Source organism: Staphylococcus cornubiensis, from assembly GCF_900183575.1.
GTDB lineage: Bacteria > Bacillota > Bacilli > Staphylococcales > Staphylococcaceae > Staphylococcus > Staphylococcus cornubiensis.
Window position 1 is genome coordinate 1 of sequence record NZ_FXUZ01000025.1, and the last position, 14,810, is coordinate 14,810.

The 14,810-nt window shown below is 29.5% G+C and carries 18 protein-coding genes; 17 read left to right on the forward strand and 1 reads right to left on the reverse strand.

The genetic code is table 11. The features are described from left to right. The 14 genes from CCE82_RS12160 to CCE82_RS13335 form a co-directional block, all read left to right on the forward strand. Window positions 1-788 (forward strand): hypothetical protein (locus CCE82_RS12160; RefSeq protein ID WP_119184417.1); only part of this gene is annotated, 788 nt, incomplete at its 5' end. Then, window positions 781-1,149 (forward strand): hypothetical protein, encoded by a 369-nt coding sequence (locus tag CCE82_RS12165; RefSeq protein ID WP_031864395.1) that lies wholly within the window; start codon window positions 781-783, stop codon window positions 1,147-1,149. The genes CCE82_RS12160 and CCE82_RS12165, both read left to right, overlap by 8 nt. Next, window positions 1,149-2,792 carry a DUF5906 domain-containing protein gene (locus CCE82_RS12170; RefSeq protein ID WP_031865039.1) on the forward strand — a complete coding sequence of 548 codons (1,644 nt, stop codon included), beginning with the start codon at window positions 1,149-1,151 and terminating at the stop codon, window positions 2,790-2,792. The genes CCE82_RS12165 and CCE82_RS12170 overlap by 1 nt, the downstream gene beginning before the upstream one ends. A 226-nt stretch (window positions 2,793-3,018) precedes the next feature. Continuing rightward, entirely contained in the window at window positions 3,019-4,695 is a 1,677-nt protein-coding gene (ccrC, locus tag CCE82_RS12175) for a cassette chromosome recombinase CcrC (RefSeq protein ID WP_086429625.1), read from the forward strand. A gap of 105 nt (window positions 4,696-4,800) precedes the next feature. Further along, entirely contained in the window at window positions 4,801-5,139 is a 339-nt protein-coding gene (locus tag CCE82_RS12180) for an SAUGI family uracil-DNA glycosylase inhibitor (RefSeq protein ID WP_031864949.1), read from the forward strand. Window positions 5,140-5,234: 95 nt separating this feature from the next. Continuing rightward, complete coding sequence (locus CCE82_RS12185; RefSeq protein ID WP_086429626.1) at window positions 5,235-5,546, forward strand: DUF960 family protein; 312 nt, start codon at window positions 5,235-5,237, stop codon at window positions 5,544-5,546. A 17-nt stretch (window positions 5,547-5,563) separates the two neighbouring features. After that, window positions 5,564-6,067 carry a DUF1643 domain-containing protein gene (locus CCE82_RS12190; protein WP_086429627.1) on the forward strand — a complete coding sequence of 168 codons (504 nt, stop codon included), beginning with the start codon at window positions 5,564-5,566 and terminating at the stop codon, window positions 6,065-6,067. Window positions 6,068-6,191: 124 nt separating this feature from the next. Continuing rightward, window positions 6,192-6,491, forward strand: coding sequence for a hypothetical protein (locus CCE82_RS12195; RefSeq protein WP_086429628.1), 300 nt, complete (start codon window positions 6,192-6,194; stop codon window positions 6,489-6,491). Between the two features lie 347 nt (window positions 6,492-6,838). Beyond that, the gene (locus CCE82_RS12200) at window positions 6,839-7,339 is read left to right on the forward strand and encodes a hypothetical protein (RefSeq protein WP_086429629.1); all 501 of its coding nucleotides are present in this window, start codon (window positions 6,839-6,841) and stop codon (window positions 7,337-7,339) included. 137 nt (window positions 7,340-7,476) lie between these two features. After that, window positions 7,477-8,076, forward strand: a complete 600-nt coding sequence (locus tag CCE82_RS12205; protein WP_086429630.1) for a hypothetical protein — start codon at window positions 7,477-7,479, stop codon at window positions 8,074-8,076. A 19-nt stretch (window positions 8,077-8,095) separates the two neighbouring features. Further along, on the forward strand, window positions 8,096-8,227 hold the full coding sequence (locus CCE82_RS13325) for a hypothetical protein (RefSeq protein WP_276205644.1): 132 nt from the start codon (window positions 8,096-8,098) through the stop codon (window positions 8,225-8,227). Between the two features lie 26 nt (window positions 8,228-8,253). Beyond that, window positions 8,254-8,346: a hypothetical protein gene (locus CCE82_RS13290; protein WP_240507207.1), complete on the forward strand. Its 93-nt coding sequence runs from the start codon at window positions 8,254-8,256 to the stop codon at window positions 8,344-8,346. Window positions 8,347-8,689: 343 nt separating this feature from the next. After that, on the forward strand, window positions 8,690-8,797 hold the full coding sequence (locus CCE82_RS13330; protein ID WP_276205645.1) for a restriction endonuclease FokI recognition domain-containing protein: 108 nt from the start codon (window positions 8,690-8,692) through the stop codon (window positions 8,795-8,797). A 41-nt stretch (window positions 8,798-8,838) separates the two neighbouring features. After that, the gene (locus CCE82_RS13335) at window positions 8,839-10,440 is read left to right on the forward strand and encodes a restriction endonuclease FokI recognition domain-containing protein (RefSeq protein WP_420822125.1); all 1,602 of its coding nucleotides are present in this window, start codon (window positions 8,839-8,841) and stop codon (window positions 10,438-10,440) included. A gap of 123 nt (window positions 10,441-10,563) precedes the next feature. On the opposite strand, the gene CCE82_RS12215 is transcribed toward CCE82_RS13335, so the two are convergent. After that, the gene (locus CCE82_RS12215) at window positions 10,564-12,480 is read right to left on the reverse strand and encodes a Dam family site-specific DNA-(adenine-N6)-methyltransferase (RefSeq protein ID WP_167370979.1); all 1,917 of its coding nucleotides are present in this window, start codon (window positions 12,478-12,480) and stop codon (window positions 10,564-10,566) included. A gap of 202 nt (window positions 12,481-12,682) precedes the next feature. On the opposite strand from CCE82_RS12215, the gene CCE82_RS12220 reads away from it, so the two are divergent. The 3 genes from CCE82_RS12220 to CCE82_RS12230 all read left to right on the forward strand — a co-directional run. After that, complete coding sequence (locus CCE82_RS12220) at window positions 12,683-13,117, forward strand: hypothetical protein (RefSeq protein ID WP_031886423.1); 435 nt, start codon at window positions 12,683-12,685, stop codon at window positions 13,115-13,117. A 29-nt stretch (window positions 13,118-13,146) separates the two neighbouring features. Next, entirely contained in the window at window positions 13,147-13,884 is a 738-nt protein-coding gene (locus CCE82_RS12225; RefSeq protein WP_086429631.1) for a Cthe_2314 family HEPN domain-containing protein, read from the forward strand. Between the two features lie 185 nt (window positions 13,885-14,069). After that, window positions 14,070-14,810, forward strand: a 741-nt coding sequence (locus CCE82_RS12230; RefSeq protein WP_159454540.1) for a DUF6038 family protein, incomplete at its 3' end; no start/stop codon positions are given.

Below are 14,810 nucleotides of genomic sequence, written 5' to 3' on the forward strand. Positions count from 1 at the left end.
TCGAAAAGCTATTTGATAGGTTAGAACAGGCATTAAATGGTACGAATCGATTATATACGCAATTATCGTTGATTGGTACACGAACACATCGAATTACAACTAAAAATTTTAATCTTCAAGGCTTACCAAAATCCGTCCAACGTATGATTTTACCTTCACAATTCAAAAAGGTATATACAATCGATTTCAAGTCATTTGACCCTTCAGTTGTTGGATACATGACGCAAGATTCTAAACTGATTGACTATTTGAATCATAAAGAAGGTTTATATGACGCATTATTAGAAGATTTATCACTGTCCAAAAAGGAGAAAAAGTTCGTTAAACGTACATTTATTGGTTCGTTTTTATTTGGCGGCAACTTCGATAGCCCCAAATTCAAGTTGAAACATTATGTAAGTGAAGAGCAATGGTTGGATACGGTCAGCCAATTTACAAAAGTCAATGAACTTAAGAAACAAATCGAAGAGCATAAAACCATGCTGATGCCCTACGGCATTGAACATGATATGAGCGCATTTCAAGGTAGTAGTATTATGGCAATTTACGTACAAACGGTAGCGAGCTATATTTTCAAGCACATTTTGTTGGAAGTGTACAAAGCACAGTGCGAACAAAAAACGTTCAAGATTATAGTGCCGATACACGATGCGATTATGATTGAATGTGATGATGAAGTAACTGCACGTGATGTTGCTCAGCTAATGAAAAGTATAGCTAACCAGTTGTTCAATGATGAATTTGCACATGTGACAGTGGAAGAACTGGGAGGTGAGGGCCATGAATAATGATAGAGGACAAAGTTTACAAATACCAAGTAGTACACCACTCAAAGAAAATTATATATATGTAGCTACGTTATATTCTGTGAGAGAAACAAATTTCTCAGGTGATGTGAAACATCAATTCACATATGAAATTGAAGTGAATAATCAGATCGTATATGTGAATCGTAATATCTCAACACAAAAGACAGCTAAGCAGTTGTCAATCAATGATTGGCTTAAACGTCACAGTAATTATAGCTCTACTCATGAGAATTATGACCCTTACATTGATAGAAAGCATTTAATCCATGTAGGTTGCTTTAACGGTAATTACTATGTACAAGATGTAGCATCATTAAATGAAGATGGAGGATTATTATAATGAATCATATATTACAAATGTTATCTAAGCTATTAAGTGTGGCTAAGGAGGCAATCGACCGTCAAGGTCTGATTGCTATCCTAACCATTAGTGTTGGAAATGATGATGAAATAGACAAGTCTGAACAAGCTATAACGGTGTATAACGAGCTTATCGATAAGCTACAGCTTAACATTCCTAAAGATGTCGACTATAGACCTAACATATACAGTTATTTTGGCATTCAAAAAAAGCCAAATGACACAATATTAGTGGAAATGATGATAAGTATTTTTCATATCAAGCGTTTTGATTCAGAGTTGTTTATTTTCAAAGATATAGGTTGGCAAAAGGTAAATGAAGATGAATTACAAGGGTTGATATCTAAAATGATACAAGTGTTGTTAGTAGATTATAAACCTTCACTAAGTACTCTGACAAACATAGTGAATGGCTTACAAAAATCAACAGATGTAGAAGAGCTTATTGAGGATAAGCAGTATATTGGTTGCGGTCCTAGCATGTTTAATCTAAATACATTTGAAGTTGTTAAAAACTGTATAGATATATTCCCTAAAACACGCTTGAATATAGAAATAGATAAAGGTGATGTTATAAATGAAAATATACCTGACCACTTCAGTAAATACATGCTAGAGCTTGCTAACTTTGATACCGATTTAAAGCACTTTCTGATACAGCATACAGCAATACTGCTTACTGCTAATACCAAACTACGAAGAGGTTTGATTCTCTATGGCGCTGCTAATAATGGAAAATCAGTATATATAAAGTTGTTGAAATCATTCTTTCATCAAAATGACGTTATATCAAAAACGCTAAACGAACTTGGTGGACGTTTTGATAAAGAAAGCTTAATTGGGAAACGATTAATGGCAAGTGATGAAATTGGTGAGGCAAGAATCAATGAGAAGGTAGTAAATGACTTTAAGAAGTTACTTTCAGTTGAACCTATCCATGTTGATAGAAAGGGACAGACACAAGTAGAAGTCACATTAGATTTAAAACTGATTTTTAATACTAATGCTGTACTAAACTTTCCATCTGAGCACGCAAAAGCATTAGAGCGTAGAATTGCTGTTATTCCATGTGAATATTATGTTGAAAAAGCTGACCCCGACTTAATTGAAAAGTTACAGGATGAAAAGAAAGAAATCTTTCTTTACTTGATGTATGTGTATAAGCAAATTGTAAAAAATGATATCGAGTACCTCCAAAATGATCGTGTTACTGAAATTTCTCATGATTGGTTAAATTTTGGATATGAATTTGTTTCTAGTAAATCAGCAAATACTGCACATCAGAAAGCGAGTATTAATTTACTCAGAAAACTTATAGAAATCAAAACAGGATCACGAATCAAAGTATCCGAGTTAAATAAAGTTATTAATGAAGAAATAAAGGTGAGTTCTCAGGTTATTAAAAAGTTAATTCAAGCAAACTTTGATACTCAAACCAAACTATACAATGGCTACGATTATTGGATTGATTTAGGTTGGAAAGAAGCCAATAAAAAAGAGATTCATGATATTTCGGAAAAAGATAATATTATTTCATTAGATAAAAATGAAAATATAACAGACGATGAGGCATTAGATGAAGAGAATTTGGACTTTGATTGGGAGGACTTTGACGATGAATAATGAACAAATTGAAGCATTTGTAGAAGTGCTTGTGCCTATCATAGAAGAATGTATCAATAAAGGTAAGTAATCTAATTACGTACTACAGGCAACTGCCTGTAGTACTCATATGATTAAGTGGTAAAAGTGATAAAAATGAAACGAAATTATAAATATATATTATCTATATGTTGTTACAAGACCGATAGTCTGTAGCAATAATCTAATAAAAGGAGAACGGTATGATATGAAGGGTAAAATTGCACTTTATTCACGTGTTAGTACGTCTGAGCAGTCAGAACATGGTTATTCTGAAAAGGAACAGGAACAAGTACTCATCAAAGAAGTTGTGAAAAATTTCCCAGGTTATGACTATGAGACATATACTGACTCAGGCATTTCAGGTAAAAATATTGAAGGTCGCCCGGCAATGAAACGTCTATTACAAGATGTTAAGAATAATAAAATCGAAATGGTATTAAGTTGGAAATTGAATCGTATTTCTCGCTCAATGAGAGACGTGTTTAATATTATTCATGAATTCAAAGAGCATGGCGTAGGTTATAAATCGATTTCTGAGAATATTGACACATCCAATGCTTCTGGAGAAGTACTCGTTACAATGTTTGGGTTAATAGGATCTATAGAACGCCAGACTTTAATTTCCAATGTGAAACTTTCTATGAATGCTAAGGCAAGGAGCGGAGAGGCAATCACAGGTCGTGTTTTAGGCTACAAATTATCACTTAATCCATTGACACAGAAAAATGATTTAGTTATTGATGAAAATGAAGCTCATATTGTACGGGAAATCTTTGATTTATATTTGAATCACAATAAAGGACTTAAAGCAATCACGACAATTCTAAATCAAAAAGGATATCGCACTATTAATCAAAAACCATTTTCAGTGTTTGGTGTGAAATATATTTTGAATAATCCAGTCTATAAAGGCTATGTCAGATTCAATAACCATCAAAACTGGGCTGTACAGCGAAGAAGTGGCAAAAGTGATAAAAATGATGTGATATTGGTCAAAGGTAAACATGAAGCCATTATAAGTGAAGAGGTATTTGATCAAGTTCATGAAAAATTAGCTTCTAAAAGTTTTAAACCGGGCAGACCTATTGGTGGAGATTTCTACTTACGTGGCCTTATTAAATGCCCAGAATGCGGAAATAATATGGTATGTCGACGGACGTATTATAAAACGAAAAAGTCCAAAGAACGGACAATCAAACGCTATTACATTTGTTCATTATTCAACCGCTCAGGAAGTTCTGCCTGTCATAGTAATGCGATTAATGCTGAAGTCGTCGAACGCGTAATCAATGTTCATTTGAATCGTATTCTTTCACAACCTAATGTTATTAAGCAGATTGCGTCAAGTGTGATAGAAGAACTGAAACAAAAGCATAGTAAACAAACAGAAATTAAATATGATATTGATAGTTTAGAAAAACAAAAAGCAAAAGTTAAAACACAACAAGAACGATTATTGGAATTGTTCTTAGATGATGAAATGGATAGCGAAATGTTAAAAGCTAAACAAAGTGAAATGAATCAACAGTTAGAAGTATTAGACCAACAAATTAAAGAAGCAAAACAAGCAAATCAATCACAGGATGATATACCCAATTTTGATAAGTTAAAAGCACGACTCATTTTGATGATAACACGATTCAGCGTGTACTTAAGAAAGGCTACACCTGAAGCTAAAAATCAACTTATGAAAATGTTAATTGATTCAATTGAAATTACGACAGATAAACAAGTAAAACTTGTAAGGTATAAAATTGACGAAAGTCTTATCCCTCAATCTTTGAAAAAAGATTGGGGGTCTTTTTTTATGCCCAAATTCCAATTTGAAATATATGGTCAAAATGATTATTTCATCGACCAAATTACCACTTTTACCACTTAGTTATTAGTGACAAAAGTGAGCGAAATGAAATAAAAATCAAATATATATTATCAAAATGATGTATCACATGTATACATCAATCAAACACATTAGGAGGTCATAATGATGACATTAGAACAACAACTCAAACACTATATAACTAACTTATTCAATCTGCCAAAGGATGAAAAATGGGAATGTGAATCTATCGAAGAAGTCGCTGATGATATTCTACCTGAACAACATGTAAGACTTGGTCCACTTAGTAATAAAATACTTCAGACTAATACCTACTACTCTTACACACTTCACAAAAGTAATATCTATCCCTTCATCCTCTACTATCAGAAACAACTCATAGCCATCGGTTATATTGATGAAAACCACGATATGGATTTCTTGTATCTACACAACACCATCATGCCCCTTTTGGATCAACGATACTTACTAACAGGAGGACAATAATATGCATAAATATATCAAACTAACACAATTAGCAATCACTATCCTAAGCGAAATCATTACTTGGATGAAAGAATCAGAACGAAAGGAAAACGCTTATGAATAGATATATTACTCGTGGTATTGCCCAAAACTTACCTATCTCCTTACAAAAACAATTATGGCAACTTGTAGCGCAACGTGAAAACGAACAGTCCGAAAAATTAGAAGCAATAGATTACTTTCATATCTTCCAGTTCCACGTGTATAATGATCAATTATATATCAAACACAAACAAGAACGTCCTGAGTACGTCAAAACTCATAAAGCTAATTATTCAAAAGCTATCAATATGAATAAGGTCTACATTATCCGAGAAGATGATGTAGACCTTTCTTATTATGTCATGTTACTACCCGAAGAATACTAATTAAGGAGAAAAAACATATGGAAACAATCAAAAGCATTTTAGAAACCGAAGCCCTATTCAGTGATGACCAACAACATCGCTATCTACTTAAGAAAACATGGGACAGTGAAAAACAAACAATTACAATCATCACGATGTATCCGCACTATGATGGCATTCTCAATATTGACCTAACAACCCAACTCATTATGAACAAAGTTTCAGAAATGGATGCATTTGGTTCCATCCATTTTGTGAATCTATACTCCAATATTACAACGCCTATCAATCTCAAACATTTAGAAAATGCCTATGATAAGCATACAGACATTCAAATTATGAAGGCAGTGAAAGAGTCAGATGAAGTGATATTAGCTTGGGGTGCTTACGCTAAAAAGCCCGTTGTTGAAGCACGCGTCAATGAAGTATTAGAGATGTTGAAACCACATAAGAAAAAAGTGAAACGACTCATGAATCCAGAAACCAATGAAATCATGCATCCCCTTAATCCAAAAGCTCGTCGGAAGTGGATATATAAATAAAAATATATAATTATTTGAATTAATTTTTATAAATAATAGTAGAAAAGCGGAGCGATATTGATTAATATAATTATATAGAATTGAAGTATTATTTAAAATAATTATACAAAAGTGAGGACATTTAATGGATTTTAAAAAGAAAACACAAGAAAAATTTGACCAATCTAAAAATTACATTAAAGAAAATGATATTAAAGGAAAATCAGGTAATTTATTGCAGAAATTTATAAAAGGGTTGAAGTTAGGAAAACGTATACCTGTATTGATTGCTACACTTATTTTGATGACAATATTATGGATACCTATGATGTATGGAGCTATGACGATAAGTATATTTGGTGGAAATGATGGAATGTCAAATAAAGAACTTAATTCACTGCAAGATAGATTAGATAAGCGATATGAAAGTATGTTAGGGGAGTAAAATATGACATTAGCAAAATTTATTAAATTATTAATAATGCAATTTTTATGTGTATTTCTTGTAATACAAGTAGGACTTGTATCTGGTGGATTTTCATTTTTCACAATATTAATTTCGTCATTCATCTTATTTAGTATCATCTATCTAGGATTTATATACCCTCGTTGGCAAAATAAATGAAATTTTTTCTATACAATTTAGAAATTTGAAAGAGGTTTAATTAAATTTAAGTATATTAATAAAAAATGGTAATGACGGATACTATGAAATATATATACTTTCAAAAGCATTATTGTCGGAAAGAAATTACCAATCAAAATAATAGACAACATTAAGGAGTGAAACAAATGAAATTTGTATATTATGAAGCTAAAGAATTAAATGATTTTGAAAATAAACTAAAAGCACTAGCTTTAAATAAAAAATATAAATTCAGTAAAGAAGTTGAAGTACTTAAAGAAGATGAAATTCTTGAAAAAACAAACAGTCAAAATCGCGAATTATTGAAGATATTTAAGAATAATGCAAAGATAATTTCATATCATTTTAAAAGTCATAAAAGCAATTATTTAGTTATTGTTGGAGAAACAAGGGCTACTAATATTATTGGATTGACAATCATATTTAATAAAAAACCTTTTAAACAATTTGGAAAGTTAGCTGCAGGAGCAGCAATTTTATCATTACCAGTAGGTGGTCTTGTATTGGCACCAATTGCACTAGTTGCAGGAGTTGGTCTTGCTGCATCATCGGGAAAAGGAGCATTAACATTTAAAGGCCCTTTGAAAAACGGAATAAACGAGATTATTAGAAGTACTTTAGGTGAACCTGTAGAAATTAAAGAATAATATAGAAGTAATAATTTTTCAAAGACACATTTATTTCAAAATGTGTTCTTTTTTAATTATTTTAACAATAAATATAGTAAAGCGTAGCAAAATAAATTAATATAAAATTAAAATAAGTATAGAATGGGGATAATGATGTGAAGAAAGTTTTTGCCAGTTTAGGTGTTATTTTATTAGTTGCAGTATTGGGAGTTGCTGTTGTATTTGCATATGGTAGTTACAAAGATTTAGAGCTTAAAAAAGAAGAAGCTAAAGTAACTGAAAACAAACAAAAAAATAGTAAAAACAAAACTTCCAAAAAAGAACAGCAAAATCAAACTACAAACCAAACAGAAATTCAAGAATCAACAAACACAAATAATACTAATGAAGAACTCAATACTGATGAATTTCGAACAACAGAAGATGGTGAAGAAATTAAAAAAACTAAGAATGGCATAGACTATACTGGTGAATTTGATTCTCCTGAAGAAGAAGAAGAGTTTGAAAAAGGTGTAATGGCCCAATCTGGTGGTGGAGCTACAAATGGAGAAAATACAGATGAAAGTTCACCTAAATATACAGCTGAAGATGCTAAAAACATGTCTGATGATGAATTCTTAGATGCATATAAAGAAGGCATGAGTGAAGAAGAAGCTGCCGCTGTTGATAGTAGAGCTGAAGGTTCTGGAGATTATATTGGTTATTTAAGAGGTCAAGTTGAAGCACGCGCCAATGGTCAAGGTGGCAATTATTAAATTTAAGGATGAATAAACCATGAAAAAATTATTAAGTATAATAACAATAATTGCTATTGTTGGAATATTAGCAGCTGTTGGATTTTTTGGATACAACAAGTATCAAGAAGTAGAGTTAGAGGTTCAAGCAAAATTGGACAAGCAACTGTAGATGCAAAGGGTAATTATAAACTCAATATTAAAGCACAGAAAAAAGGAACTAAATTAACAATATATGGTGTAGATAAAGCTAAAAACAAAAGTAAAAAGCTATATTTAAAAGTAGTTTAGGTGAGCTTATAAAAATTAGAGATTAATGTGTTGAAAGCAGGTATTTTCTAGCAAAAAGTAGGAAATGCCTGTTTTATTTTTTATGTTATTAATTTTAGTAAACATTAGATAATAAAACTAATTTCTTCTCATTAAGCAGTTACTTAATTTCAAACTGAAAGCAATCATTCAGTCAATTTTGGACCTCCTTTATACTATTGTAATTGTTTCAAAAGTAAAGAATGAATTCAGAAAACAATGTATAGAAAAAAGTCAGTTCTGTCTAATAACAATTACATAATCCAATAAATAAGTTATAATTTCCTTTATAGATGTAAATATTATAAGGGAGTGGGAATTGTATATGGCTATTAGATCGTTTGGATGGGTACAAAATCCATCAGACTTTAATAAACTTAAGAAAACAGTTGAGATATTTGATTGTAATTCAAAGCAATATAATATTTACTAAAAGAAAAATTAGTAGAAGAAAATCTCTATCACTTTAAAAACATACAAGAATCACTACAAAAAAAATTAAATAATAATGATGAAGAATTTACATATTCTGAGCTGGTTGGGAGGAATCTTAACGTAAATGGTAAAACACCCAAAAGTAGAAAAGACTCGGTACCCAATGCTTTAATTCAGATTTCTTTAGAATCACAAAGTTCGAAAACTCGGGGTAAAAAATTTACAGATGAATGGTCTTCTGATGGGTTTTTACGATGGGCAGTAAGTTTGAATTTTGTTAAGCATAATAGAAAAACAGATACATTTAAAATTACTGAGAAAGGTACATCATTTATTAATACTGAAACAGAAGAAGAAATGAATCAAGTACTCAAAGAAGTGTTGTTAAGCTATCCACCAGCTACTAGAGTTCTAAATATTCTTGATAACCATTCTAATGTAACCAAGTTTTTTATTGGAAATAGATTAGGTTTTAAAGATGAGCCAGGATTCACTTCATATTCAGAAGACCTTATGATAGAGTGGATTAAAGATTCTGAAGATAAAAAAGAAGAAAATAAAATAAGAAGTGATGTAGAAGGTACTGCTGATAAATATGCACGTATGATATGTGGTTGGTTAAAAAAAGTGGGTTTTGTAAACCAAAATTCAAGTCAATATACATCTTCTATAAAAGAGAGTAGGAAAGTAACTGGGTTTTTACAGTATTCAATTACAGGAAAAGGAAAGCACGCATTAAAACAATCTCAAGGTAACTCTAGTAATAGTAAAAGTACTAAATTTTTGTTATGGGAATTTCTTGCTGTTAAAGGGTCGGGGAAAGATTATATTAGAACAAGGCGAGCTACTTTATTAAAATTTTTGGAGAATTCTACTTCTGTTAAAAGTCTTATGAACCATCTAAAACATCAAGGATTTGATGAGTCAATAGATGTAATAAAAAATGATATAGAAGGAATCAATAATATAGGGATTAGAATAGAATTGAATGATACATCAGTAAGACTTTTAGATAAAATAAATGATTTCGAGATTCCAAACATAGATATGAATTTGACCAGCAAAGAAAAAAGTAATTTAAAATTAAAAGAATTTTTTATTTCTGAAACAGCAATACCAAATAAATTTATAACATTGTTTGATTTAGCCTATGATGGCAGTGCCAATCGAGATTTTGAAATTATAACCTCAGAATTATTTAGAGATGTATACAAATTAAACACAAAACATCTAGGGGGAACACGTAAGCCAGATATTTTAATTTGGAATAAAGAATATGGAATAATAGCTGACACCAAAGCTTATAGCAAGGGATACAAAAAGAATATTTCGGAAGAAGATAAAATGGTTAGATATATAGATGAAAATATTAAACGTAATAAAAATGATAATCCAAATGAATGGTGGAAAATTTTTGATAAAAATATATCTTCTGCCAATTATTTTTATCTTTGGATATCTAGTGAATTTGTTGGAAAATTTGAAGAGCAATTACAGGGTACAGTAACTAGAACTAACACGAATGGTGCTTCGTTAAATGTTTACCAACTATTAATGGGAGCACATTTGGTACAAATAGAGGAATTGAGTGTTAATAGTATTCCAGCATATATGAATAATATGGAAATTAAATTTGTTTAGATAATAAAGAGTCTAAGAAAATTATTGATATTCTTAGACTCTAATAATGTATTTAATCTTAGGTTTTTTAAGTGATTTAAAAATTATGTCAATAAATTAAAAGTAGTAGTATCATAATTCTTCTTATAATACCTCATCGCTTTGATCTCTTGAGGTATTATAAGAAGAATTATGATAACTATGAGTCAAATGATGAACTTGGACGTTGTTTTCTTTGATGAATTGTTTAAGGAGCGAATGTTCAGATTTCTTATGACTTAATACATTGCTTAATGCGTATCGAATTTCATTTTTTGATAGCCATTTCATCAAAGTGTACATTTGCTGTTCTTGTTCAACTCCCCAATTTTGGAATCCTCTGTTCCCGTCATTATAACTGCCAGTTGTTATTAGATAAGGTGGATCCAAATAGACCATAGATTGTTTGTCTAAAAAGGATAAATCGAGAGTTTGAAAATATCCATCAATAAATTCATGATTCAAAGTACTTAATTTTTTTGTGAAATTCAAAAGGTTTTTTTTCATATTATTACTAAAGTGACTTCTATTTTTACCAAATGGGTTATTAAATTTTAGATTATTGTTAAATCGAATTTGATAGTTATAAGAATATGATATTAGTACATACAAATCTAATGGATTAGGGTTTAGATTGTAGTGTTCTCTAAAAATAATATATTCTTGAGTATTACTTTTACTTAAGTTAAACTCTTCGATTCTATTTTCTATTTTGTTAACCAAACTATCAGGGTCTTCTTTAGCAAAAAACCTGAACATTTCGTTGATTTTTGTATTCATGTCAACGAAAAGATGTTTTTTAGCTTCTACATTTATACCTACATTAGCTCCACCAGAGAATAAATCAACAAATGTTGATATATTTTTAGGAAATAAAGGGATAATTTGATTAAGCAATTTATATTTTCCACCTATATAATTCAATGGACTTTTTAAGTATGCTTTTGATTTTGGAGACCACATTGTTGTTGTATTTTCATCGTTTTTTTTGTAGTTAACAGAATCTATTTCTTTTTTTTGAATAAAGAAAATATATTCACTGAGTTCAGTTTTTTTAGAGGAGATTTTAGATTTATATTTTCTATAAGGAATTTTAATAATATCTACTTCGTTATTTATAGAATGTAGTTTTAACAATTCTAACAAATCTTCGTAGTTAATAATACCTTCATCGTTGTAACTTAATACCAGATAAGTAGTATTTAAGTTTTTAATTAAATCTTCAAGCGATTCATAAGCTTTTAATTTCATAGAATACTTACTTTTTAAGTGTCCCCAATCAAATATTTTTGTTTTTCCATTTAGTAATGGCTTGTTATTTCTAGCTATATTCTCTAATAGATGATAGTTAGAAGCATATTGTCTATTATTATAAGGAATGTCTATATAAGTAATATCTGATTTGATTTCTCTAACCAGTTTATTAGAGTCTTCATTATATGCTTTATTATTATATCCATTATTAATAATTGGTAAGGGTTTTATTTCTAGCTTTTTTAATGCTCTTTTATCCCAATGTTTTAAATAAGCACCATAAGTACCAGTGATATTACTTACATAGGGGATTGCTTCTATTAAAGTAGATATTAAATAGTAGTATTCGTATTCTTCTAAAAGATCTTTTTCATACCAAGTATCAATAGTATTTCTAATAAAGTCAATTTTTTTTCCATTTTCTTCAGTAAAGTACATGGCATCTCCAGAAGGAGTATAGTTATTAGTATAATAATGGCAACCATCATAATCAATTGCATTTTTGTCATCATTTAAGTATTCAAATGGATCGTATTTTAATTTGTTAAATAGTAAGGCGTTATTATTTTCAATTGTAGCCATAGAATTTACAAAGCTAAAATATAATATGTCATTAGTAGTAACTTCATATTCACTTTTGAAATATTCTGCAACCGAATTTGTTCCAGCAAACAAATCTAAAAAAGATTTTTCATTTCCGCTAACGTTCCTATCGATTATTCTTTTAATTTCTTTTAGTAATGTTACTTTTGAACCAATATACCTCATTTTTACATCCTCTTTCATCCTAGTCGTGTATATAATATAACACGGGTTAGTAAGAAATAAAACGATAAGGAAAAAATAGTTGTTACATTTTAGCAAAATCACTAACAAAGGGAAGCGTATCACAAATAAAACTAAAAAAATGATGTTGAACAATAATATTCATTATGAATTTTTTGAGTAAATCTTAGGAGGAGTAATTAAATTGATTAAACCTAAAGATATAGTTCAATTTTTAAAGCCATGGTTTTTGGCTCTTATATTTGTTGTTTTTATACTTATTCAAGTAGCAGGTTTCACTGGTTATAGTGAAGATTTTTTCGGGCTATTTCATATTGGAATTGGACAATTAGGTTTACTTTTACGATACAGCTTGGCATTTTTATTGTCTGGTCTTGTTACCTTTATTTACTTGCACTATTATAAAAAATTGATGGGAAAAAATAAGAATGATTATATAAAGAAAGTGAAGTCTGTTGTTATTTTTGTGACATTTTTTATAGGTGGATTTATTTTATATAAAGATATATACCTATCAGACATAATGCAAAACGCTTTTTTATGGCTAAAGTTTGAATATATGAGTTTATTAGGTTCTACATTTTTAATATTTTGGTGTGAAAAATTAACTGATAAATAGTAGTATTATACAAAAGGAGTTTTGCTATAATGACAATAATAATCCACCCGCTGCAACATATTGAATCTGCAAACATGAATGATTTGCATGATCAGATTCCGTTTAATTACTCTATATTAGAAAACTTATACTTTGATCTTGAGAAAACTGACTCATTTTTTGATTTAACAAAAAGTTACGAAATCGATTATTGGAAAAACATGCTATTTAATCGCATGAATTTACTAATTCGAAATTATACATACACGATGTTCTATTATAATCAAGGTATACCTGATGAAGTTTGGTATAAGTCACCTGGTTCAAAAGGACAATCAGTTGAGCTTTTTCCTGATTTTAAAGAAGAAGACTATACTAAACAATTTAATTTTAATTACTTTTCTGAATATTTCTTCTTACAGGGTTTTAGCATATTTGAGTTGTTAGGACATATTATAGTAAATATTTACGACATACAATTAAAAAAGAATGAAATAAGTTTTCATAAAGCAATAAACAAACTTAAAGAAAAAGATTTAGTGAAATTTTATGCACTTGATAAAATTCGTAATTCCAATGAATTTGATGATGCATCTAAACACAGAAACAACATTACACATAAGCAGCATCCACAATTTATATCTTCAGGAATAACTAAATATGAAAATGGTATAGCTACAGCTGGTGTTGGAAATTACACTACGTCTCAAAAAGTTAAAGAAATAATGGATGGGATGTTAATGTGTTTAGAAAAGACAATAGAAATTTTAAATGAAAGTAAAGATTAAATTCTCTTTTAAAGATGTAATTTAAAGGATATTGAATAGAATTAATAGCATTGTATATAAATGTAGTATCAGGGAGTGAGCAAGAAGCAAAATAAGATATGAAACTCTCAATGCTGCAGATTTGTAAATATTTAATGCTTACCCGATTTTTAATTTATATAAAAAATTAATGGAAAGTTGATATTATGACGAAAAATACTTTTAAAGAAAGAATTCAAAAAACATATACAAAAAAAGATCTTGAGAAAGCTTTAGGTCTTAAAAACAAAGCTCAATTGCAGAAACGAATTGATAAATTAGTTGATATTTATAAGGTTGATATGAAGAAATTTCAAAAAAATTCTGGGGAAAGTGAAAGGGCAGCTTATAGTTTCAATGGTATTGCTTTTGATATATTATGTGTCTTATTAAATAATATGACAGATGATAACATACCAAAAGCAATTACGGATGAAGATGTAAGGCTGAGAAAAGATGCGATAAAAAATATTGATATTACCCAATATGCTAATTTTATTAAAAATGTTAAGAATGACATAGATAAAATTGAATTTAAACCATTAAAGTTACATATACATGCACAAAAAGCATACCAAGATGTAAAAAAGGTGTTTGATTCAGGCAGTAAAATAAACGATAAGTTACAATTAGCTTCTGAAGTAATGAGTCAATTACCTATAGATAAACAAGTGGAATTAAGTGACAAAATTGCACTTGCTATAAATGAAGTTGTTTACTCAACATTTTCAGAAAGTAAATATAATGAACGAATTGATGAACACAATCAAACGAGTGAAAAGTCAAGTCAGCATGATTTTCGATATAATTATTTTGTAAATCAATTAACAGATAATGTAATAACTGAAGGTATAGATGAAGAGAGAGCATTTATTTATGATAGAGATGAACAATTAGATTGGTTATTA

Bases quoted from the DNA above. Each gene is read 5' to 3' on its own strand.
- CCE82_RS12165 (WP_031864395.1), top strand. From the start codon at position 781: ATGAATAATGATAGAGGACAAAGTTTACAAATACCAAGTAGTACACCA.
- CCE82_RS12170 (WP_031865039.1), top strand. From the start codon at position 1,149: ATGAATCATATATTACAAATGTTATCTAAGCTATTAAGTGTGGCTAAG.
- ccrC (WP_086429625.1), top strand. From the start codon at position 3,019: ATGAAGGGTAAAATTGCACTTTATTCACGTGTTAGTACGTCTGAGCAG.
- CCE82_RS12180 (WP_031864949.1), top strand. From the start codon at position 4,801: ATGACATTAGAACAACAACTCAAACACTATATAACTAACTTATTCAAT.
- CCE82_RS12185 (WP_086429626.1), top strand. From the start codon at position 5,235: ATGAATAGATATATTACTCGTGGTATTGCCCAAAACTTACCTATCTCC.
- CCE82_RS12190 (WP_086429627.1), top strand. From the start codon at position 5,564: ATGGAAACAATCAAAAGCATTTTAGAAACCGAAGCCCTATTCAGTGAT.
- CCE82_RS12195 (WP_086429628.1), top strand. From the start codon at position 6,192: ATGGATTTTAAAAAGAAAACACAAGAAAAATTTGACCAATCTAAAAAT.
- CCE82_RS12200 (WP_086429629.1), top strand. From the start codon at position 6,839: ATGAAATTTGTATATTATGAAGCTAAAGAATTAAATGATTTTGAAAAT.
- CCE82_RS13325 (WP_276205644.1), top strand. From the start codon at position 8,096: ATGAAAAAATTATTAAGTATAATAACAATAATTGCTATTGTTGGAATA.
- CCE82_RS13330 (WP_276205645.1), top strand. From the start codon at position 8,690: ATGGCTATTAGATCGTTTGGATGGGTACAAAATCCATCAGACTTTAAT.
- CCE82_RS12215 (WP_167370979.1), bottom strand. From the start codon at position 12,480: ATGAGGTATATTGGTTCAAAAGTAACATTACTAAAAGAAATTAAAAGA.
- CCE82_RS12225 (WP_086429631.1), top strand. From the start codon at position 13,147: ATGACAATAATAATCCACCCGCTGCAACATATTGAATCTGCAAACATG.